The 19,656-nt window shown below is 48.3% G+C and carries 16 protein-coding genes; 10 read left to right on the top strand and 6 right to left on the bottom strand.

What is annotated here, in order from left to right:
- The first annotated feature begins 66 nt into the window (after positions 1-66).
- A complete protein-coding gene (locus ACQ4M5_RS16755; protein WP_430676786.1) occupies positions 67-1,803 on the top strand; it encodes a diflavin flavoprotein in 1,737 nt (578 codons plus the stop codon).
- A gap of 273 nt (positions 1,804-2,076) precedes the next feature.
- Positions 2,077-3,798: a diflavin flavoprotein gene (locus ACQ4M5_RS16750; RefSeq protein WP_430676785.1), complete on the top strand. Its 1,722-nt coding sequence runs from the start codon at positions 2,077-2,079 to the stop codon at positions 3,796-3,798.
- Between the two features lie 269 nt (positions 3,799-4,067).
- On the opposite strand, the gene ACQ4M5_RS16745 is transcribed toward ACQ4M5_RS16750, so the two are convergent.
- The 3 genes from ACQ4M5_RS16745 to ACQ4M5_RS16735 are packed head-to-tail and all read right to left on the bottom strand — an operon-like array spanning position 4,068 to position 7,030.
- On the bottom strand, positions 4,068-5,114 hold the full coding sequence (locus ACQ4M5_RS16745) for a DUF1611 domain-containing protein (protein WP_430676784.1): 1,047 nt from the start codon (positions 5,112-5,114) through the stop codon (positions 4,068-4,070).
- Positions 5,115-5,117: 3 nt separating this feature from the next.
- The gene (locus ACQ4M5_RS16740; protein ID WP_430676783.1) at positions 5,118-6,185 is read right to left on the bottom strand and encodes a dipeptide epimerase; all 1,068 of its coding nucleotides are present in this window, start codon (positions 6,183-6,185) and stop codon (positions 5,118-5,120) included.
- 8 nt (positions 6,186-6,193) lie between these two features.
- Positions 6,194-7,030 carry a metal-dependent hydrolase gene (locus ACQ4M5_RS16735; protein ID WP_430676782.1) on the bottom strand — a complete coding sequence of 279 codons (837 nt, stop codon included), beginning with the start codon at positions 7,028-7,030 and terminating at the stop codon, positions 6,194-6,196.
- A 214-nt stretch (positions 7,031-7,244) separates the two neighbouring features.
- Between ACQ4M5_RS16735 and ACQ4M5_RS16730 the strand changes: the two genes are divergently transcribed.
- The 7 genes from ACQ4M5_RS16730 (at position 7,245) to crtC (ending at position 14,264) form a co-directional block, all read left to right on the top strand.
- On the top strand, positions 7,245-7,541 hold the full coding sequence (locus ACQ4M5_RS16730) for a hypothetical protein (RefSeq protein ID WP_430676781.1): 297 nt from the start codon (positions 7,245-7,247) through the stop codon (positions 7,539-7,541).
- A 44-nt stretch (positions 7,542-7,585) separates the two neighbouring features.
- Positions 7,586-8,032 (top strand): Rrf2 family transcriptional regulator, encoded by a 447-nt coding sequence (locus ACQ4M5_RS16725; RefSeq protein ID WP_430676780.1) that lies wholly within the window; start codon positions 7,586-7,588, stop codon positions 8,030-8,032.
- Positions 8,022-8,978 (top strand): adenosylcobinamide-phosphate synthase CbiB, encoded by a 957-nt coding sequence (cbiB, locus tag ACQ4M5_RS16720; protein WP_430676779.1) that lies wholly within the window; start codon positions 8,022-8,024, stop codon positions 8,976-8,978. The genes ACQ4M5_RS16725 and cbiB overlap by 11 nt, the downstream gene beginning before the upstream one ends.
- A complete protein-coding gene (locus ACQ4M5_RS16715) occupies positions 8,968-9,507 on the top strand; it encodes a DciA family protein (RefSeq protein ID WP_430676778.1) in 540 nt (179 codons plus the stop codon). Before cbiB ends, ACQ4M5_RS16715 begins: the two co-directional genes overlap by 11 nt.
- Before the next feature lie 101 nt (positions 9,508-9,608).
- Entirely contained in the window at positions 9,609-12,491 is a 2,883-nt protein-coding gene (locus tag ACQ4M5_RS16710) for a UPF0182 family protein (RefSeq protein WP_430676777.1), read from the top strand.
- Positions 12,492-12,783: 292 nt separating this feature from the next.
- The gene (hpsJ-C, locus tag ACQ4M5_RS16705) at positions 12,784-13,389 is read left to right on the top strand and encodes an HpsJ-like protein, cyanoexosortase C-associated (RefSeq protein WP_430676776.1); all 606 of its coding nucleotides are present in this window, start codon (positions 12,784-12,786) and stop codon (positions 13,387-13,389) included.
- The gene (gene crtC, locus ACQ4M5_RS16700; RefSeq protein WP_430676775.1) at positions 13,389-14,264 is read left to right on the top strand and encodes a cyanoexosortase C; all 876 of its coding nucleotides are present in this window, start codon (positions 13,389-13,391) and stop codon (positions 14,262-14,264) included. The genes hpsJ-C and crtC overlap by 1 nt, the downstream gene beginning before the upstream one ends.
- Before the next feature lie 44 nt (positions 14,265-14,308).
- Here crtC and ACQ4M5_RS16695 read toward each other — a convergent pair whose 3' ends face one another.
- From ACQ4M5_RS16695 to ACQ4M5_RS16685, 3 genes are all read right to left on the bottom strand, one after another.
- Positions 14,309-15,118: a helix-turn-helix domain-containing protein gene (locus ACQ4M5_RS16695; protein ID WP_430676774.1), complete on the bottom strand. Its 810-nt coding sequence runs from the start codon at positions 15,116-15,118 to the stop codon at positions 14,309-14,311.
- 143 nt (positions 15,119-15,261) lie between these two features.
- Positions 15,262-15,540: a 4a-hydroxytetrahydrobiopterin dehydratase gene (locus tag ACQ4M5_RS16690; protein ID WP_430676773.1), complete on the bottom strand. Its 279-nt coding sequence runs from the start codon at positions 15,538-15,540 to the stop codon at positions 15,262-15,264.
- Between the two features lie 24 nt (positions 15,541-15,564).
- A complete protein-coding gene (locus ACQ4M5_RS16685) occupies positions 15,565-16,839 on the bottom strand; it encodes a glycosyltransferase (protein WP_430676772.1) in 1,275 nt (424 codons plus the stop codon).
- A 435-nt stretch (positions 16,840-17,274) separates the two neighbouring features.
- Here ACQ4M5_RS16685 and ACQ4M5_RS16680 point away from each other — a divergent pair, with 435 nt between their 5' ends.
- Positions 17,275-19,656 carry a glycoside hydrolase family 9 protein gene (locus tag ACQ4M5_RS16680; protein ID WP_430676771.1) on the top strand — a complete coding sequence of 794 codons (2,382 nt, stop codon included), beginning with the start codon at positions 17,275-17,277 and terminating at the stop codon, positions 19,654-19,656.

Raw genomic sequence — 19,656 nt, 5'->3', positions numbered from 1 at the left:
AACGAGCGAAAATCAAACTATAAGAGAACTGTTTACCTGTCCACACCACTTTTGGGAGATCGTATTATGGTCGCTTCTGCTCCTCGCCCCACTCGATCGAGAGTTCGTCTCACCACCGAAACGAGCGACATCGCCCCGGAAACTACCACGATTCGATCGCTCGACTGGGATCGCGATCGCTTTGATATCGAATTCTCTCTCGAAAATGGAACTACCTACAATTCCTTCCTCATCCGAGGCGAGAAAATCGCACTCGTAGACACGTCCCACGCCAAATTCCGCGAACTCTACATTGATGCGCTCAACGAACTAATCGATCCACAGGAAATTGATTATCTCATCATCAGCCACACCGAACCGGATCACAGCGGCTTAGTGCGTGATGTCCTCGAATTGAATCCTGAAATTACCGTCGTCGGTGCAAAAGTCGCGATCCAATTTCTCGAAAATCTCGTTCACCAACCGTTCAAGAGCAAGATCGTGAAAAGTGGCGATCGCTTAGATTTGGGCAACGGTCACGAACTCGAATTCGTCTCGGCTCCAAACCTCCACTGGCCCGACACCATTTTTACTTACGACCACAAAACTCAGACGCTCTTTACCTGTGATGCGTTCGGGATGCACTTCTGCGACGATCACACCTACGACGAAGACCTCGACATTCTCGAAGCCGAATTCCGTCAATACTACGACTGTCTAATGGCTCCAAATGCTCGATCGGTCTTGGGCGCGATCAAGCGAATCAGAGAACTACCCGATATTACGACGATCGCAACAGGTCACGGTCCGCTTCTGCGCTACAACCTTGAAGAATTAGTCGGACGCTACCAAGACTGGAGCCAAACCCAAGCGAAAGCAACGACAACCGTTGGATTGTTCTATGTTGCAGGGCATGGATACGGCGATCGACTTGCACAAGCGATCGGAACCGGAATCACGAAAACCGGAGTCGCGGTTGAAATGATGGATTTGCGCGTGGCTGATCCTCAAGAAGTCCGTGAACTGGTTGAACTTTCGAGCGCGATCGTGCTTGGTATGCCGCCCCAATCTGGAGAAGGGGCTGAGAATGCAGCGGCGGCAATTGGAACGATTCTTGCGGCGGCAAACTCCAAACAAAACTTCGGACTCTTTGAAGTCGGTGGCGGCAACGATGAAGCCGTTTACCCAATTCGCAACCAATTCCGGGAAGCTGGACTGACTGAGAAATTCGAGGCGATCAAAGTCGAAGTCGAACCCACTGAAGCGATTTACCAGCTTTGCGAAGAGTCAGGAACCGACTTGGGACAATGGCTGACGCGCGATCGTACTGTCAAACAAATGAAAGCGCTTGACAACGAACTTGATAAAGCCCTCGGTCGCATCAGTGGCGGTTTGTACATCATTACCGCAAAAAAAGGCGATGTTTCGAGCGCGATGCTGGCTTCTTGGGTCGCTCAAGCGAGTTCTGAACCTTTAGGAGTCTCGATCGCGGTTGCAAAAGATCGAGCGATCGAATCTCTGCTGCACGTCGGCGATCGATTTGTTCTGAATGCTCTCGAAGAAGGTCGATATCAGGCTTTGATGAAGCACTTCTTAAAGCGGTTTGCACCGGGAGCCGATCGATTTGCAGATGTAGCGACTTATCCTGCGACGAATGGTTCACCGATTTTGGCGGAAGCTCTCGCCTATATGGAATGTGAAGTCGTGAGCCGGATGGAATGTAGCGATCACTGGATTGTTTACAGTATGGTGACGGCTGGACGAGTGGCGAAATCGGATGCGCTGACTGCGGTTCACCATCGCAAGGTGGGAAATCACTATTAATTGGATTCGTTCGCTACGTTCTGACCCACCCGTGAATGGAATTCCGGGCTAACAGTGCGAAGTCTGTTGAAACAGACTAAAAGCCTTGCATTCTTTCTAAGTCCCCTTTAGTGGACTTCGCACTGTTAGCCCCGATTTCAATCTGGGGCGGAATCGAACGTAGCGAATCGACCCTAATAAACTTAAGCCAAACAAAGCTCACGCTAAACATAGAATGCAAAGCCTGTCTCGCTTTCATTCTGTTCTCCTCAACACCCTTGATCCTTTTGTCTTATGCTTCAGACCAAACCCAGAGACGTACAAGTTGCCGAAATCGCGCAAAACACTTGGATTCTACGATCGCGCACTTGGGATCGCCTGAAATTTGAGGTCGAATACGCACGACAAAAAGGCACGACCGCAAATAGTTACTTGATTCAGGCAGAAAAAAGCGCTCTGATCGATCCGCCTGGTGGCTCATTTACCGATATTTTTCTCAAAGAACTCCACGATCATCAGTACTTTCAGAAGCTCGATTACGTGATTTTGGGTCACGTTAATTCCAACCGAATCGAAACGATCAAGCGACTCTTAGAAATTGCGCCCCAAATTACGATCGTATGTTCCCGCCCCGCCGCAAATACTCTCAAAGCCGCTTTTCCGAATCAATCGCTGAACATTAATGCGGTTCGTGGTGAAGAAATTCTAGATTTGGGCAAAGGTCACGAGCTTCAATTTGCGTTCATTCCCACACCACGCTGGGTAGACGGACTTTGCACTTATGATCCAGCGACGCGGATTCTCTACACTGATAAGCTATTCGGTGCTCACGTTTGCGACGATGCCATTTTCGATGAGAACTGGAAACAGCTTGACGACGATCGACATTATTATTTCGACTGTCTCCACGCCTCGCAATCCAAACAAGTCGAAGATGCGATCGACAAACTCTCCCGGTTTCGCCCCAAATGGTACGCAGTCGGTCATGGTCCGATCGTTCGCTACAGTCAAAGCCGCCTCAAGCTCGAATACCTCGAATGGTGCGAACAGCAAAAGACTCAGGAACTCTCAGTCGCACTGCTTTACACTTCTGCGTATGGAAATACCGCATCGGTCGCACATGCGATCGCGAAAGGGCTAACCGATTCTGAAATCAAAGTCGAATCGATTAACTGTGAATTGGCTGATCCGAGTGAAATCACCGCCGCGATCGAACAATGTGATGCCTTTGTGATTGGTTCTCCTACTCTGGGCGGACATGCTCCAACTCAGATGCAAACCGCGCTGGGACTGGTACTTTCCACGGCATCGAAAACGAAGATTGCAGGCGTATTCGGTTCTTATGGTTGGAGTGGAGAAGCGATCGACTTACTCGAAAGCAGACTGCAAGATGCGGGTTTCGTCTTCGGATTTGATACGATTCGCGTCAAGTTCAAGCCGACCGATGAAGTAATTCAACAGTGTGAAGCGGCTGGAGCCGAATTTGCTCAAGCATTGAAGAAAACAAAGAAAGTGAGAGCACCCAGACAAGTCGGGATCGAAGCACAGAGCGATCGAACCGAGCAAGCGATCGCACGAGTGGTCGGTTCTCTCAGTGTGATCACAGCAAATCAAGGCGGATCACCGTTTGGCATTCTCACGTCTTGGGTTTCTCAAGCCACGTTTACGCCGCCTGGAATTACGGTGTCTGTGCCCAAAGAAAGAGCAGAAGGCGTATTAGATCAGGCGGAGACTCCGTTTGTGTTGAACATTCTCAAAGAAGGGCGAAATGTCCGGCGCAACTTCTTGAGAGCGACTGCACCGGGAGAAGATCGCTTTGCTGAATTGAGTACAGAATCTGCCGCGAATGGGTGTCCAATTCTGTTGGATGCGCTGGCTTATCTTGAGTGTAAAGTCGTGAATCGAATGGATTGCGGCGATCATTGGTTGCTTTATGCCACGATTGAGAATGGCAAAGTGTTGGAAGCAGCGGGTGTAACGGCAGTTCAACATCGTAAGACGGCAACTGCTTATTAGAGTTCTTGCATGAATCCGAAATCTTGAGTTGATGAGAGTTTGTCGCTGCGATCGAGTCCGCCCGGAAATGAATCTCCGGGCTAATGGGAGAAACGGTGCTGAAGCACCCTAAGAGTAGCGGTTTCAGCCCACTTCAGTGGGGTTTCCTCAATTAGCCCGGAGATTCATTTCCGGGCGAGATAGCGGGTAAACAAATATGCCAAAATTCGCAAACTCTATCATCTCGCAGGTTTGCGGATAAACAAACACGCCAAAATTCGCAAACTCCATCATTTTGCAGGTTCACGATTCAGAACCGCATCTAACAAAACATCCGCCCCAAATCGAACCGGATCAGTACAAGGTAAATTCGTTTCTTCTTGAATTAACGCGATCGCTCTCCATGCCGCATCTTGATCCAGATGTGCCGTATTAAGTGCGATCGCTGCCACTTTACACGGTGTAAACGATCCACCCGCTGCCGCTAACGATTCATACACTTGCACCACGGTTTTCAAAGGTGGAATCGAAACGTGCGGAAATGTCCGAATCTGTAACTGTCCTGCTCGATGTACCAGAATTAGATGCGTCGGCTGCGAACCCCTCAGCAACGGGAGTGTAGCCGTTGAAGCCGGATTAAAAATCGAACCTTGCCCCTCAATGTGGAGCAGGTCATACTCTCCATAGTGCAGGACTAACTGTTCCACCGCTCCCGCAGCAAAATCGACTCGAATCGCATCTAACGGAATCCCATCACCAGAAATCATCATTCCAGCCTGTCCAGTTCCGAGAAACTTCGATCGTATTCCTCGTTTCTGAGCGATGCGATCGAGTTCCAAACTCGTAGACATTTTCCCGATGCTCATATCCGTTCCCACAGTGAGAACTCTTCGATTAGAGAGCGATCGAGCCGCACCGCTTCCAACTCTCAATCCCGCTGGCTCTTGGCGAATATCCCAAATCCATTGTCCGGGCTTTAATTGCTCTTTGAATCGAGGAGCTAAAGCGGTATGCAATCCATTCGAGATCGACACTCCTGACGCGATCGCACTCTCAATCTCACTCAGCCAAGCTTCGGGTAAAATTCCGCCCGATGGAGCAATTCCAATCAATAACACAGTGGGTTGATAGTTCAGCGCTTCATTGACTGAGGCAACAATTGGAGCCTTACACGCGATCGAGGTTAGTTCCGAAAAAGATTGTCCAGCAGTTTGATGATCGATGATGGCAACAACCGATTCAGACCGATATCGAGTAAAAGTTAATCCCGTTTTACCTTGTGTTCCTTGAATCCCATCGTGCAACAGAACCGCAACTCGATCTTTCGATTGCAACATGGTTTATCTCCTAAGTACCACCCCAATTCCAGGTCGATCGCTCGGTATCACTCGACCATTTTGGAAGCTTGCTCCGATGAATGGATCATCAATCAAATTCAAATGACTATCGAGATCTAAGTAATCCGCTAACGGAGATAACTGTGCGATCGCGCTATTCATCAAAGCACTATCGGAGTAACACCCGAACATGACTTTAAGATCATTCGCTCTAGCAACATGAATCATTCGGAGTGCTTCACTCAGTCCGCCCGATTTCATCAGTTTGATATTGATGCCATGAACGCGATCGCACAAAGACGGAATCGATCGACTGGTAAAACAACTTTCATCGACAAAAATGGGTAACGGAGAAAGATAATACAGTTTTGTCAGTTCCGTTTCTTGTCCAGTTGGTAACGGTTGCTCGATGTAAGTCACTTTACGATCGCTCAACCAATGAGCCATTTTTAGCGCTGTTTCGACAGTCCATCCACCATTTGCATCCACACTAATTTGATTGATATTTGGAGCCGCTTCTCGAACTGCTTCAAACATGGCTTGATCCGCTTCAATTCCTTCAGGACTTCCGAGCTTCACTTTCAAAGCTTGAATGTCTTGAAGCGGAGATTCGACGGTTCCTTTTCCAAGCCAATCTTTGACTCGTTGTTTTGCACCTTCAGGCGTGTTAATTCCGATCGTCACTGAAGTTGGAACAATGCGATCGCGCTCCAATCCCCAGATCTTCCAAAGCGGCAAATTCACAGACTTTCCGAGCCAATCATGCAGCGCCAGATCGATCGCGGCTCGTGCAGCAGACGGGAGTTTTGCTTGCGTGAGTAACTGATCGATGCGTTGACGTTCGAGCGGATGGAGCGCTTTGAGTAGAGGAGCGATCGCTTGAAGAGAACGAGCGATCGCTTCTGTCGTTTGCGGCTTTTCTCCGATCGAAAACGGGGAAGCTTCCCCCCAACCCTCAATTCCATCCTGCTCGATCTTGAGCCAAATGTTAGTCGTTTGCGCCGTTGTGCCGCGACTAATTTTCAGTGCAAACCGCTTGTGAACGGTGAAAGTCTGAATCTGAATGTGCATTAGAAAGCTTAGAGTTGAACAGTTTGACCGACTTTTATTACTTGAAGCTTGGTTTTGACTTTTTGGCGATCGAGTTCGGCTTGGAAGGCTTGTGGAGTTCCCGTTAGCGCCGGAAATGTTCCAAAGTGCATCGGAATCACCACATCAGGCTTGACATAATTTACCGCAGTTGCCGCCCGTTTGGGTCCCATCGTGAAGTGATCCCCGATACAAGCTAACATCACCGAAACTTTGCGGAACTGTGGAATCAGAGCCATATCTGCGAAGACATCCGTATCCCCCGTGTGATAGATTGCTGGACCTTTTTGAACACTGATGAGAAATCCGCCTGGATTGCCTGCATATTGGGCTGGACTGCCATCTGATGCCACGGCTGAACTATGAATGGCTGGAATAAACGCAATTTTTACTTCATTGTCTAATAGTGTGAGTTCTCCGCCAAAATTGCCTTGAGTCGTTAGGGTTACAAGCTTTTCAGGATAGCCTGTACTCACCAATGCTCGTCCGAGATCAAACGTGCTGACTAATCGAGCATTCGTTTTTTTCGCGATCGCAATCGCATCCCCAACATGATCAAAATGTCCATGCGTCACCAGAATCAAATCCGCTCGATCGAGATTCGCTAAATCTGTCTTGCCATTGGGATTCACCGGATTCGTTAGCCAGGGATCGATCAGCAACACTTTGCCCGAAGGAGTCGTGAGCTTGAACGCCGATTGACCATACCACTGTAGCTGAGTTCGACCTGCGGGAGCGCTTGTTGCCTGCGTCGTTGTACTGAAGAGAAAAACCGCGATCGCGATCGCAACCGGAACCATCACCTGAAAAAATCGTTTCACGTTCATAACCGAATCTGTTGCTAGTTCGAGACATCGGATTCTAATCGAATTTCTAGGAAATCACGGAGAAATTTGCCAAACTTTACGGTTGACAATGGCACAAAATCTTTGATCTTTTCGTCGATCGAGCTATAATTATGAGACGTTAAACGCCTCTGATGCCCGACACAAGTGGGTTTGCTACGAAAGTTCCTGATTAAGTGGTTTGCGGAGTCAAGGGATGAATCAGACGGTCGAAAAATGGTTAATGATTGCCGCACTCACGGGGTGGATCGCATCGCTTGGAAGTCTCATTGGATTAGCAATTCGAGCTTCTTCACCTGCGATCGCTACTCGTCCTGCCCAAGCGGTGAATGTCTACTCTTCCAATCGTAGTCGTCCTCAAATGCCTACGTTGGATGTGCATGAGGTCTCAATGACTCAGATTCCAGCAGATACCTCGAAAGGCTACTGGGCAGAATCGCTGAAAGCTCGATCAACGCATTCTGCACAATTGGTAGAACAGCGATCGCCTTAGAATTCCTGGTAGGCTATGGGAATTGAGCATTTTCGATTCCCCGCATGATGAAGTTGACGACACGCGGACACTACAGCGTGAAGGCATTACTCGATTTGTGTTTTCAGCCAGACTATGGACCTGCTTCGGTTAAATCGATCGCCGATCGACAAAATCTCCCTGCGCCCTATTTGGAAAAGCTTCTAATCGAGATGCGTCGAGCCGGGTTAGTGCTCTCAATTCGTGGCGCACAAGGCGGCTATCAACTGGCGCGACATCCCGCAGAAATTTCGCTCGGTCAGATTCTTGCAGCCGTGGGTGAAAGTGTAGAACCTTTGCCACATCATACTCCCGATGATTCTCAGGCAGAAGATTGGGTCGCGTTTGGCATCTGGAATCGACTGTACAAAAAGCTGCAAGATGCTCTGTACAGTATTTCGCTAGAAGACTTATACTACGATGCACGCAGTTGGCAGGCATCTCAAGGGGAAGAGGCGAGTTTTGTGGTTTGAGACAGGCGGAATTTTAATCGGGGCAGCAGTCCTCGATTTTTGCATCGGTGATCCGTGGGGATGGATTCATCCGGTACAGGTGATGGGCTGGACGATCGAGCAATTTAAGTCGATCGCGTTTCGCCTGACTAAAAATCCGATCGCCCTTCGGATTGCAGGAGCCATTTTAACGATCGTGCTTATTCTTGGAAGTGCTGCGATTTCGTCGGGAATGGTTGCTGGTGCGAGAATGATTCATCCAGTTTTAGGAACTGCGATCGCGATCATTCTTTTAGCCAGTTGTTTTGCAGGACGAAGCTTGAGAAAAGCCGCTGATGATGTTCTGAATGTGTTGGACGATTTAGACGAAGCTCGATCGCGATTACGCTTATATGTCGGTCGTGATACTGAAAATTTATCGAAACCAGAAATTCTCAGAGCGATTCTAGAAACTGTAACCGAAAATGCTGTCGATGGTGTGATGGCTCCATTGTTTTATGCGTTGCTTGGAGCATTTACACCTGTGGGCAGTGTTGGATGTGCGATCGCATTTAAAGCTGCAAGCACTCTCGATTCGATGATCGGCTATCGAGAAGCCCCGTACACCGATTTTGGTTTCTTCAGCGCTAAAACCGATGATGTTCTCACTTGGTTGCCCTGTCGTTTGACGGTGTTTACGTTAGGCTTGATTTCTGGACAGCCTTTGAACGTTTGGAAACTCTGCCAGCGAGATGCACCCAAAGATTCAAGTCCAAATTCGGGTTGGAGTGAATGTATCTATGCTGCAATTCTCGGTGTTCAAGTCGGCGGTGTGAACTATTATCGAGGCGTGGAGAAACACAAACCTTTACTGGGCGATCCACTACATTCGATTACGATCGACAAAATCCACCAAGCCACGAACTTAACGCGATCGTGTTTTCTGATTTGGTTACTGATTGGAGTGGTTCTGCAATATGTCATTTGAAGGACTATACGCAATTTTGGGCGCGATCGAGCCGCATTATCAATCGCAAGAACGCCAACAGCTTCAGCAGATTCTAGAGATTTGGCATGAGATTGTGACCGAACCGACCGCGACGAATGCTCACCCGATCGCGATTCAGCGCAACATTCTAGAAGTCGCAACCGCCAGCCCAGTTTGGACACAGACCTTGGTATTTCAGCGTCCGACGATGTTGAAAAAGATTCGAGAGCGATTATCGATCGACCTGAGTGACATTCGATTTTCGACAGTTCAATGGCGACCTCCACAAGCTGAAACGCCTGTCGAATCTGATCCTTGGCAGAGTCATCCGAGCCGCTTACCTGAACAATCTCCGGAAGTTCAGACTCAGTTAGCTTTGTTTAGTTCTGCCAAAAGTTCATTCGATCGATGGTCTTCGATCGTTCAAAGTCGCGCTCAACATTTACCACTTTGTCCGGCGTGTGGCAGCCCAACCCCACCTGGAGAGCTTCAACGGTGGTCTGTGTGTGCGATTTGTGCAGCGAAGTGATAGACCTTGAGAATCCGCGATACACTAACGGCAGTTCGTGAGTTTGGCGAATTCCATTCGCCAGGGCGTTTTAATAGCGAGAGTGTTCCAGGCTTAAAACTGTGTCTCAAAATGCTGGATTAAAGGTTCTAACAATCTTTTTAGGGGGATGGATCTTACTCAACCTCCTCGCCCACTTCGGTGCAGAAATTCTCTGGTTCCAAGAAGTCGGATATCTGCCTGTTTTCCTGCTACGGATTGCAACTCAGGGATTGTTATGGCTGATCGTCACCGGAATCACGATCGCTTATTTTCTCCTCAATCTCAGAACCGTTGAACAACTAAAAGACGACACCGAAGCACCAGACACTATCTTTTCTCTCAGACTCAGAGGTTTACTCCCGATCGCAGTGACTTTAAGCGCTTTGATCGGATTTATGCTAGTTCACTACGGTCAACTCGCTTGGCAATATTGGCAGAGTGAGCTTGCAACAACCGTTTCATTGTTTAATCTCAGTGCCATTTGGCAAATCGGTCAGCAGCTTAGTACAACCCTCTGGTATGCCGGGATCGCGATCGCAGTTACACTCGCAATTCTGATTTATCCGCAATTTTTCTTAAGCGCGATCGCAGTTCTTCTCAGCATTATCTTAGGATTTCTCCTGTCGCAGCGTTGGATCGCAGTGCTGCAATCTCTAAATCCAACTGCGTTTAATGCAACAGAACCATTGTTCGATCGGGATATTAGCTTTTATATTTTTACGCTTCCCGTTGCAGAATTGCTTTCACTGTGGCTCGTCGCATTGTTCTTATATGGCTTAATTTCCGTTACTCTAAGCTACCTTCTCGCAAACAAAAGCCTGAGTGAAGGACGCTTTCCAGGATTTTCATCAGAACAACAGCGGCATCTCTTCGGAGTGGGTAGCTTGTTCATGTTTGCACTTGCTTTTAGCTATTGGCTCAGTCGCTATGAATTGCTGTATTCTCCGCGAGGTGTTACTTATGGTGCAGGCTACACCGATATTCATGTTCAATTACCTGCTTACATTGCATTAGGAATTACAGCATTTGCGATCGCGCTTTATCTCTTGTGGCGTTGGATCTTTTGGCGACCCAGATCTAAACGTCGTCGCTGGGTCGGCGTAGGATTAGTGGTCTATAGCTGTGTTGCACTGTTCAGCATTGTTGTGCCCGAAGTTGTGCAATATCTGATTGTTCAACCGAATGAGTTAGTTCGAGAACAGCCTTACATTGAAAGAGCGATCGCACTGACTCGACAGGCTTTTGGACTGGATAAGATCGATGCTCAAACTTTCAACCCGCAAGGAACCCTCAGAGAAGCAGACCTCGAAGCAAATCAGTTAACGATTCGGAACATTCGACTTTGGGATCAGCGCCCCCTGCTTGATACAAACCGCCAACTGCAACAGATCCGGTTATATTATCGATTTCCAGACGCAGACTTCGATCGATACACGCTACAAATCGAAGCTGAACCGCAAAGACCCAGTGCCCCGAACAATCCAAAGCCCAGTTCACCCACTTCAACTGAACGCCGCCAAGTTCTAATTGCAGCGAGAGAACTCGATACCACTGCAATTCCACAACAAGCCCAAACTTGGCTCAATCGCCACTTGGTTTACACTCACGGCTATGGTTTCACGCTCAGTCCCGTCAATACGGTTGGAGCAGGCGGACTTCCAGAATATTTCGTCAAAGACATTGGCGATACAACCAATGGCGCATTAGTGACATCAAGCGAAGCCATTCGCAACAGCATCCCGATCGGGCGACCGCGAATCTACTATGGCGAAGTCACAGATACGCATGTGATGACCGGAACGCGCCAGCAAGAGTTAGACTTTCCCAGCGGCAGTGAGAATGCTTACAACACCTACGACGGACAAGGTGGAATTGGTCTTGGGTCTTGGTGGCGACGAGCCTTGTTTTCGGTGTATCTCAAAGATTGGCGATTGTTAGTGACACGAGAATTTTTACCTGACACGAAAGTTCTCTACCGCCGTAATATCAATCAGCGGATTCGATCGATCGCACCGTTCCTCAGATACGATAGCAATCCCTATCTCGTGGCGGCTGATGCAACTCCAAAGGTTGACAATCCGAACAATCTTTTCTGGATTGTTGATGCTTATGCAACCAGCGATCGATATCCTTATTCCGAACCGACGCAGGATCGAATCAACTACATTCGCAATTCCGTCAAAGTCGTAATCGATGCTTACAATGGCTCAGTAAATTTCTATGTGGCTGATCTCACTGATCCGATCATCAATACTTGGACAAAGATCTTTCCAACGTTGTTCAAACCCTTGAGTGCGCTGCCCGAAACAATACGGGAACATATCCGCTATCCAGTAGATTTTTTCAAAGTCCAATCCGATCGACTCATGACCTATCACATGACCGATCCGCAAGTATTCTACAATCGCGAAGACCAATGGAAAATTGCCAGCGAAGTCTACGGAAATGAATCGCGCTTAGTCGAACCTTACTATCTGATCACGAGCTTGCCCGCTGTTCCGTTTGAGGAATTCATTCTTTTATTACCTTACACACCGCAAGCTCGAACGAATTTAATTGCCTGGTTAGCCGCCCGATCGGATGGTGAGAACTATGGACGATTGTTGCTGTATACTTTCCCGAAAGAACGATTAGTTTACGGACCTGAACAAATCGAAGCTCGAATTAATCAAGACCCCGTGATTTCACAACAAATCACACTGTGGAATCGTCAAGGATCAAGAGCAATTCAAGGCAATCTCTTAGTTGTCCCGATCGAACAATCGCTGCTCTATGTCGAACCAATCTACCTCGAAGCTGAGCAAAATAGCTTACCAACTCTAGTTCGTGTCGTAGTCGCTTACGAAAACCGCATTGTCATGACTCCCACCTTGGAAGAATCGCTTCGAGCCATCTTCCGTCCTGATGTGACTCCTGCCCCTGCGATTATTCGTCCCGTCGAACCGCCTGCCGAAGCTCAGTGATGAAGTTTATGTGATCTTTACCGATCGCCAAAATTGCCTTGGTAAAATGGCATGAATGTGGTTTCGTCTCTGTTTTTTATAGCAGTAGAAGTTTAGATTAGGACATCCTCGGAGTCGCCCCCAAACCCCCAATTCTGGGGGCTTAAGACTCTTGCTCCCCCAAACTTGGGGGCTGGGGGGCTTTCGAGACGTGTCCTAACTGAAATAAGTGCGGCTATACCGTCAGAAATTTGAAAATCAGGGAATTTGACGCAGCTACCAAGTTGAGTAATTTGTTTTGCGTCACTGTTGTATGACTTTTATCTCTAAAAAGAACACGAGTGCTTCAGGAATTGAATCCTCTCGTGCTAAACGGCTCTGTCGTATTGTTGGTTTTGCTTGTCTGATTGCCTTTCTGGTTGATTTTCTCGTAATCGTTTTCCCTGTCAATTTTGTAGAAGCAAGCTGGCGACTCGGAACCCTTCAACAAATCGGAAATCGCAGCATTGTTGTCTTATTCGGGTTAGCGCTTCTGATCTACGGAGCGGAACAGCGAAAAACACTGCGATCGCTCTCTTTGATCTGTTTTACGATCGGCATTTCTTTTCTCCTGTTTTGTCCAGTCGTCGCCCAAGATAGCCTCGCCTTACAGCGACAAGCTCTCGATCGAATTGGCTCTCAGTCCTCCCAAATCAGTTCTCGCCTCGAAGCCATTCAAGGTAATCCTAATGCCGCCAGAGCGACTCCAGAACAGTTAGAGCAGGCGACTCAACAACTCAATGCCCGTACCGAATCTGCTAAACAAGCCGCAAATAATAGCATCTTCAAAAGTGGGTTCTTAAGTGTTGGCAATTTTGCGGTGATTGGTGTCTCGCTCTTGATTTTGGGACGCTACGGACTGTATCTGTTCAGACACTAATGCGTAAAGAACTGCTTGAACTACGATCGAGCCTTCGATCGATTCACAACTGGATTCTTTTACTCGGTGCAATGTTTGGGATTGGCGTGTATCTTCCCACATTGTTCGATCGAGCGGTTGGCGTTGAGATGAGCGGTATTCCTCAACTGCTCCTGAATCTAACTTTCATTGGGTTAGCCGTTTACCAGTTGAGACATCAGCGCAATTTGAAAACTGAAACCGCGATCGAAGATCAATGGCTCGGAAGCGGGCTGATCTTGGGTGGTCTTGTGATTTTTTATGCGTATTCTCCTGCGATCACACCTCAAGCCTTTAGTGCAATGATCATCCTGATTGGCAGTGTCTTGAGCGATCAGGGATGGAAATTTTTGCAGCGACACAGGATTGCGATCGCCCTGCTTGCTGCCAGTCTGCATCCAAATTGGGAACGAGTGGCACGTCACATCTGGGGCATTTTCGCGCATCCGGAAGCGCTGGCTGAATTTATGGCGTGGGGTAGCAGTTGGGTCTTAAAAGCGATCGGGCAACCTGTTTCTTTACAGCGAGAATTCCTAGTTTTGCCTGGAGGGAGTGTTGAAGTTGCACCCGGCTGTGATGGGTTTGGCATGTCATTGGTGATTATCATCTCTGCTGTGATCACCGGATTGGCGTTTCAAGTGCGATCGAGGACGATGACTCAATTAATTGCGATCGGTGTGGTCATGGCAGTAATTTTGAACATCGTCCGCATTGCAGTCATGGTCTTAGCAGCGGTGTACTGGGGAAAGGAATCGTTTGATTTTTGGCATGGTGCGATCGGTGGACAGATCTTTTCTGGAATTCTGTTCACGCTTTACTACTATGCAATTCAACCGATTCTGAACCTAAAAAAATAGAGCGGACATCTCACCCGCTCTACATCGCTTGAAAGTGACAATGCTTACAATCTTTCTGGTGCAGCAACCTGCATTCCTGCACTCATTTTTGCAGTGGGTTGAACTTCCGATTTTGCGGCAGGCGCAACTTGCGGTGCATTCAATTCACTGGTTGAGGTTTGAGCCGTTTGATGCTGAGCTAACCAAACCAATCCACCACTCAAAACCGCCGCATATCCCAAATACAAATGCACAGGCTTCAAATCCATCCCACCCAATTCGATCGAGCGTTTACGCGGATGATACCAGGTCGGCAACACTGCTTTCACGGGATCGACTGTTGGCAACAGATCCAACAGTTGAGCGCCATCAAGATTTAGCGCTTTGGCAATTCGTTGAATGAACCCACGCAAATAGACATCTTCAGGCAAATGTGCCCCGTGTCCTGCCTCGATCGCTTGCAGTTGATGAACCGGAACGAGCGTCTTGCTGTGCAGTTCCGCGATCGACATCGATCGAGCTTGTCGAGCCGCCCGAATTTGTGCGCCTAATCTTGCCAAACATTCTCCACGGCGCTGCTCCGTTTCAGACAAAGGCTTCTTCGGGCGAACAGGTTCCGCGGGTTTCGGTTCTGGTGCAGGTTGGGGCATCATTTCCCGCAATGCCAATCGAATCGCCTCTCGCCCAACGGCTTTGAGGCAGAATTGTGCAGACGTGCCTTCAGGAACACTGTCTTCTAAGCTGTCTAGAGCACGTCGAAACATTTCACTGCGGTACAGTTCTGCTTCGAGTTGAGAGAGCAAAGCGCGGAATCTCTCGGAAGATTCTTCACCTGCTCCAGTCACACTGACCATCATCGAGTCTTGCGCTAACATTTCCAGTCCTCGCCAAAATCAAAAATTGCGATCGACTCCGTAAAAAGTTCGAGTCATATTTTTAGAGGTATGCACAAACCTTTTACGCACGATTGTTTCGCTCTTCCGGATGAGCGTAGGAAATCTGGATGATTTTGCGGAAATTATTCTAATTGATTTGCTTTACGTGCCCATTCGATATCCTTCGAGGTAATCCCTCCAGCATCGTGCGTGGTTAAGTCGATCGTCACGCGATTGTATACATTGAACCATTCAGGGTGATGTCCTAGCGCTTCAGAGACAAGTGCCAAGCTTGACATAAATCCAAACGCTTCAACAAACGAAGGAAATTTATATTCTCGATGCAGTTTGCCGTTCTTGATCGTCCATCCATTCAATTGTTTAAGTTCAGCTTCAAGTTCTTGCAGAGAAAGTGGAGACATGATGACCTCTAAGGGGTTCAGACGTTAACTGACGGCTGCAATTGCCGTTTTCGCGTTCCGACTTTTCGGAACCACGTACTTTTTAATCAAATCACTCCGATGCTGAAAGACGGTCTCTTCGTCATAGAGTTTTCCAGATTCCGCTGCGTGTTGGATCAACTCGCGTAAGCTGGCGCGATCGCGATCCAATGCCAAAATCTGTTCTGCTAATGCTGTCTGATCATTCAATGGCGTGAACATTCCACCCCCATGCTGCGCCACCAATCCACGCGGATAAGGACTGTCATACCCGACGATCGGTAAACCCGAAACCAACGCTTCTACTAGACAACGCGGTGATTCTGGCGTTTTGTGGCAGAACATAAACACATCCTGTTGCTGCATCATTTCAAGCATAAAGGCGCGATCGCTAACAAATCCGCCAAACGTAATCAAGTTAGCAACACCTAGTCTTTCTGCAAGCACTTTCATCTTGTCGAGCAAATCCCCATCGCCTAACCAGGTCGCTTTAAATCTCATGCCGCGATCGTGCAGTTGAGCAATGATTTCGATCCAGTCCAAACCACCCTTCATAGCGACGGCTCGCCCGACATAGCAAAGATTTAATGGCTGATTTTGAGTAATGCGATCGAGCTTTGTTGCCAAACGTTCAGGACGAATTTGATCGAATTTCTGCGTATGCACATCGTACACACAGTGTGAATTCGAGTTCAGAGGTGAAAAAGCGGTGTAGCAGTCTTGCCCTTGAAACAGTCCAACATCGCTTTTCCGAATCAAGTTTTGAACGTAGCGCTTGGTAATCGGCAGCGTCAGCCTTTCTTTGATCTGATTCTTGAGGGATTCTTCTTTGAGTAATCGCCGCGTGACTTCATATTCCACCCGATCTGATCGAACTGCATAAGATCGCTTGAGCCGAATCGCTTCTGAACACGCCACGCCAGCCCAGTCGCCAATCCAGACGCAAGGCTCAAAGCAGAGATATTCACACTCCTGAATCTTGGCGCTCAACAGCTTGCGAATCCTTGAATATTCTCGAACGAAAATGATTGGCTTATATGCATAAGGCAGCGGTACGATTTCGATACGATCGGCACAGGGAAGATCCTCGATCGCTCTCCAAGTGTCCTTCGTCGCAACTTCACGGGTTTCCTTTTCAGGCAGAACTGGAGCCGCCATCACTAAACGATCAAACTGTTCCGTCCACCGAATTAAACCGTCACAGGTTTGATGATCAAGTCCATAGCGATGATTCATCACACGAAATGGAACGGGCACGACAAGTAGCAAACTGGTATCCATGCGTTGAGATAACCCCTGCTCTAAAAATGACGACTCAGCAAAAAAACTTCGCGTCAGTATGATCTCACGATTACCACTGAAGAAGACGATCGAAGATTGGTAAAGCATTTCAGGACATCTTTTATCAAACCTACATGGAAATGCAGGTTATTTGAATTTTCCAACGGCTCAGATTTAATCGTCCTGCCACGCTCATCCGAAATAGTACGGCTTTGCAGTCGAAAAGAAACACATTATCTGACCAAGAAGCATCAGAGATCGCACCAAAAACTGAGGCATCTGAGTAATTCTTCTAGCGAAAGTTCCTGAGCTTGCGTCAGAGAAAATCGTTTCTTTAAATACTCGATCGAATTCAGCAAGAATTCCATGAACTTACGGACAACCGAGCCGCTTCCATGCAGAATGGGGTAAGAAATTTTACGGAAACGTAACGCGATGCGGTTGCAATCTCTCTTCCCGGTCGGTCTTGGACTGTTTCTCGCAGGCTGTAATGTCTCCGAAGTCGATGCGGGAAATATGCCCCAAATCAAGGTGAACCAAGCTTATCTGGTAAAGCCCGATATCTTGGCAGTCCAGATCAATACGGGCGAAATCATTCATGCGAAGCAAACTCCGTACAAACCGCAAGCAGGCGACAAGATTGAGCAGCCTCGTCCGTTTGAGAATGATTGGGTGATTCGGAACGGAAAAGCGATCGGGTCTCTCGTCGGCAAACAGCGCAATGTTTTCTATCCGTTTGATCAATTTGTCGCATCTCCCTTTGATCCACAGTGGGCAGACCGCGTTACCAGCTACCGCATCACTTCATCCGAAGACTCCACCTATTCATCAAAGCTGAATCCAACAACGGTTTACCGCAAATCAAAACCAACCGACATGGCGCGGGTTGGACAGTGGAAGTTTGAATTTCCGATGATGCACACGATGTATCTCAAGCTTCCCAGCCCACTCAAGCCTGGAAAAACGTACCAAATCAATTTCCCCAACAGCAAAGTTGCACCCCTAAGTTTCAAATACGAACCGAACACCACTCGCACCGAAGCGATCCACGTTTCTCACATCGGTTTTGCGCCTCAAGATCCAGCGAAAGTAGCCTTTCTTTCGACCTGGATGGGCAATGGTGGACGATTAGAATACGGAGCAGGGCTTGGATTTTCTGTGATCGATGAGAAGACCAATCAGAAAATCTTTACCGGGAAAACTCAACTCTCTCGCACCAGCCAGGAAAACGAAGATCGGCGGGGACGAAACTACTCCCACACCAACGTTTACTGGATGGATTTCACCAACGTTCAAACTCCCGGAAAATATCGAGTTTGTATCGACGCGATCGGCTGTTCATTCTCGTTCGAGATTCGCCCAGATGTTTGGCGAAATGCCTTCTACACCTCAGCAAGAGGGCTGTATCACCAACGAAGCGGCATCGCCTTGAAAGAACCTTACACGCAATGGACTCGACCGCGCCCCTTTCACCCAGACGATGGAACCGTCGTTTACGAATCGACCGCGCCCCTTTCCAGCGTCGATCAGGGGATTGGCTCAGCCGAATTTGTCAAAAAACTATCTGAATCCGAGACGACCCGTGTTGTTCCGAATGCTTGGGGAGGATACTTCGATGCGGGAGATTGGGATCGGCGGATTCAGCACGTCGAAGTTTCGCGACACCTGCTCGAACTCGCAGAACTGTTTCCCGGATATTTCGATCGCGTTTCTCTCAATCTGCCCGAATCGAAGGATGGCTTGCCTGATCTGATCAACGAAGCCCTTTGGACACTCGATTTCTTCCGGCGAATGCAAACGGCTGATGGCGGCATCCGAGGCGGCATTCAGTCACAGCGAGATCCGCGACTCGGTGAAGCAAGCTGGCAAGAGTCTTACCGAGCTTATGCTTACGCGCCCGATATGTGGTCGAGCTATATGTATGCAGGAGCCGCCGCACGAGCCGCAAACGCGCTGAAATCAAGAGATGCCAAACTTTCCCAAACCTACCAGGAAAGTGCATTGCGGGCGATGGCGTATGCAGAACGAGAAGCCGCTAAAAATCCAGGTGGCAAATCCGAGCGGGATAGTCGAAATTTGGCAGCCCTAGAACTGTACCGTCTCACAGGCGATTCATCCTGGCATCAACTTTTTCTGCAAACGACCGTCTTTAAAAATCCTCAAAAAGATGTCTTTGTCTGGGATGAGCACGATCAGCGAGATGCCGCTTTTCTCTACGCAAGATTGCCGAAAAACTTAGTCGATGCCACAGTTCAACAGAATACTCTGAACGCCTTGATTCGGGATGCGGATGTTGCCATCTCAGTCGGAAATCAAACCGCATTCAAATGGTCAAAAGAATTACCCTATATGCCATTAGGCTGGGGAACAGGGCTTGGAGCGCCCAAAGCTCTGTCAATGATTCGTGCTCATTATTTGACCCAGGATCGCAAATATTTACGATCGAGTGTCCTGGCGACACAGTTTGCGTTAGGGGCAAACCCGGATAATATGACTTACACCACGGGAATCGGATATCGTAGCCCCAAAAATCCAATGGTTTTTGATCAGCGCGTTCAGGGAATTGCTCCCCCACCCGGCATTACGGTCTATGGTCCCTATGATCCAACGTTTTACAGCGATACTTGGACGATCGATCTGTTCAAAGATGTAATTTTTCCAGCCCCGATCGAGTGGCCCGCCACCGAATCCTATTTAGATATTTTCTTCTTCCCAATGGCGGCAGAATTCACGGTAATGCAATCGATCTCTCCGACTGCCTATCTCTGGGGTTATCTTGCTGCCACTCAAGCCACGCCAGCTAGATCCAATCGATAA

It is taken from the genome of Leptolyngbya sp. AN10 (genome assembly GCF_050565645.1).
Taxonomy (GTDB): Bacteria; Cyanobacteriota; Cyanobacteriia; order Leptolyngbyales; family Leptolyngbyaceae; genus Leptolyngbya.
The sequence above is the reverse complement of the archived record's forward strand: the minus strand, read 5'-3'. Positions and strand labels throughout refer to the sequence as shown.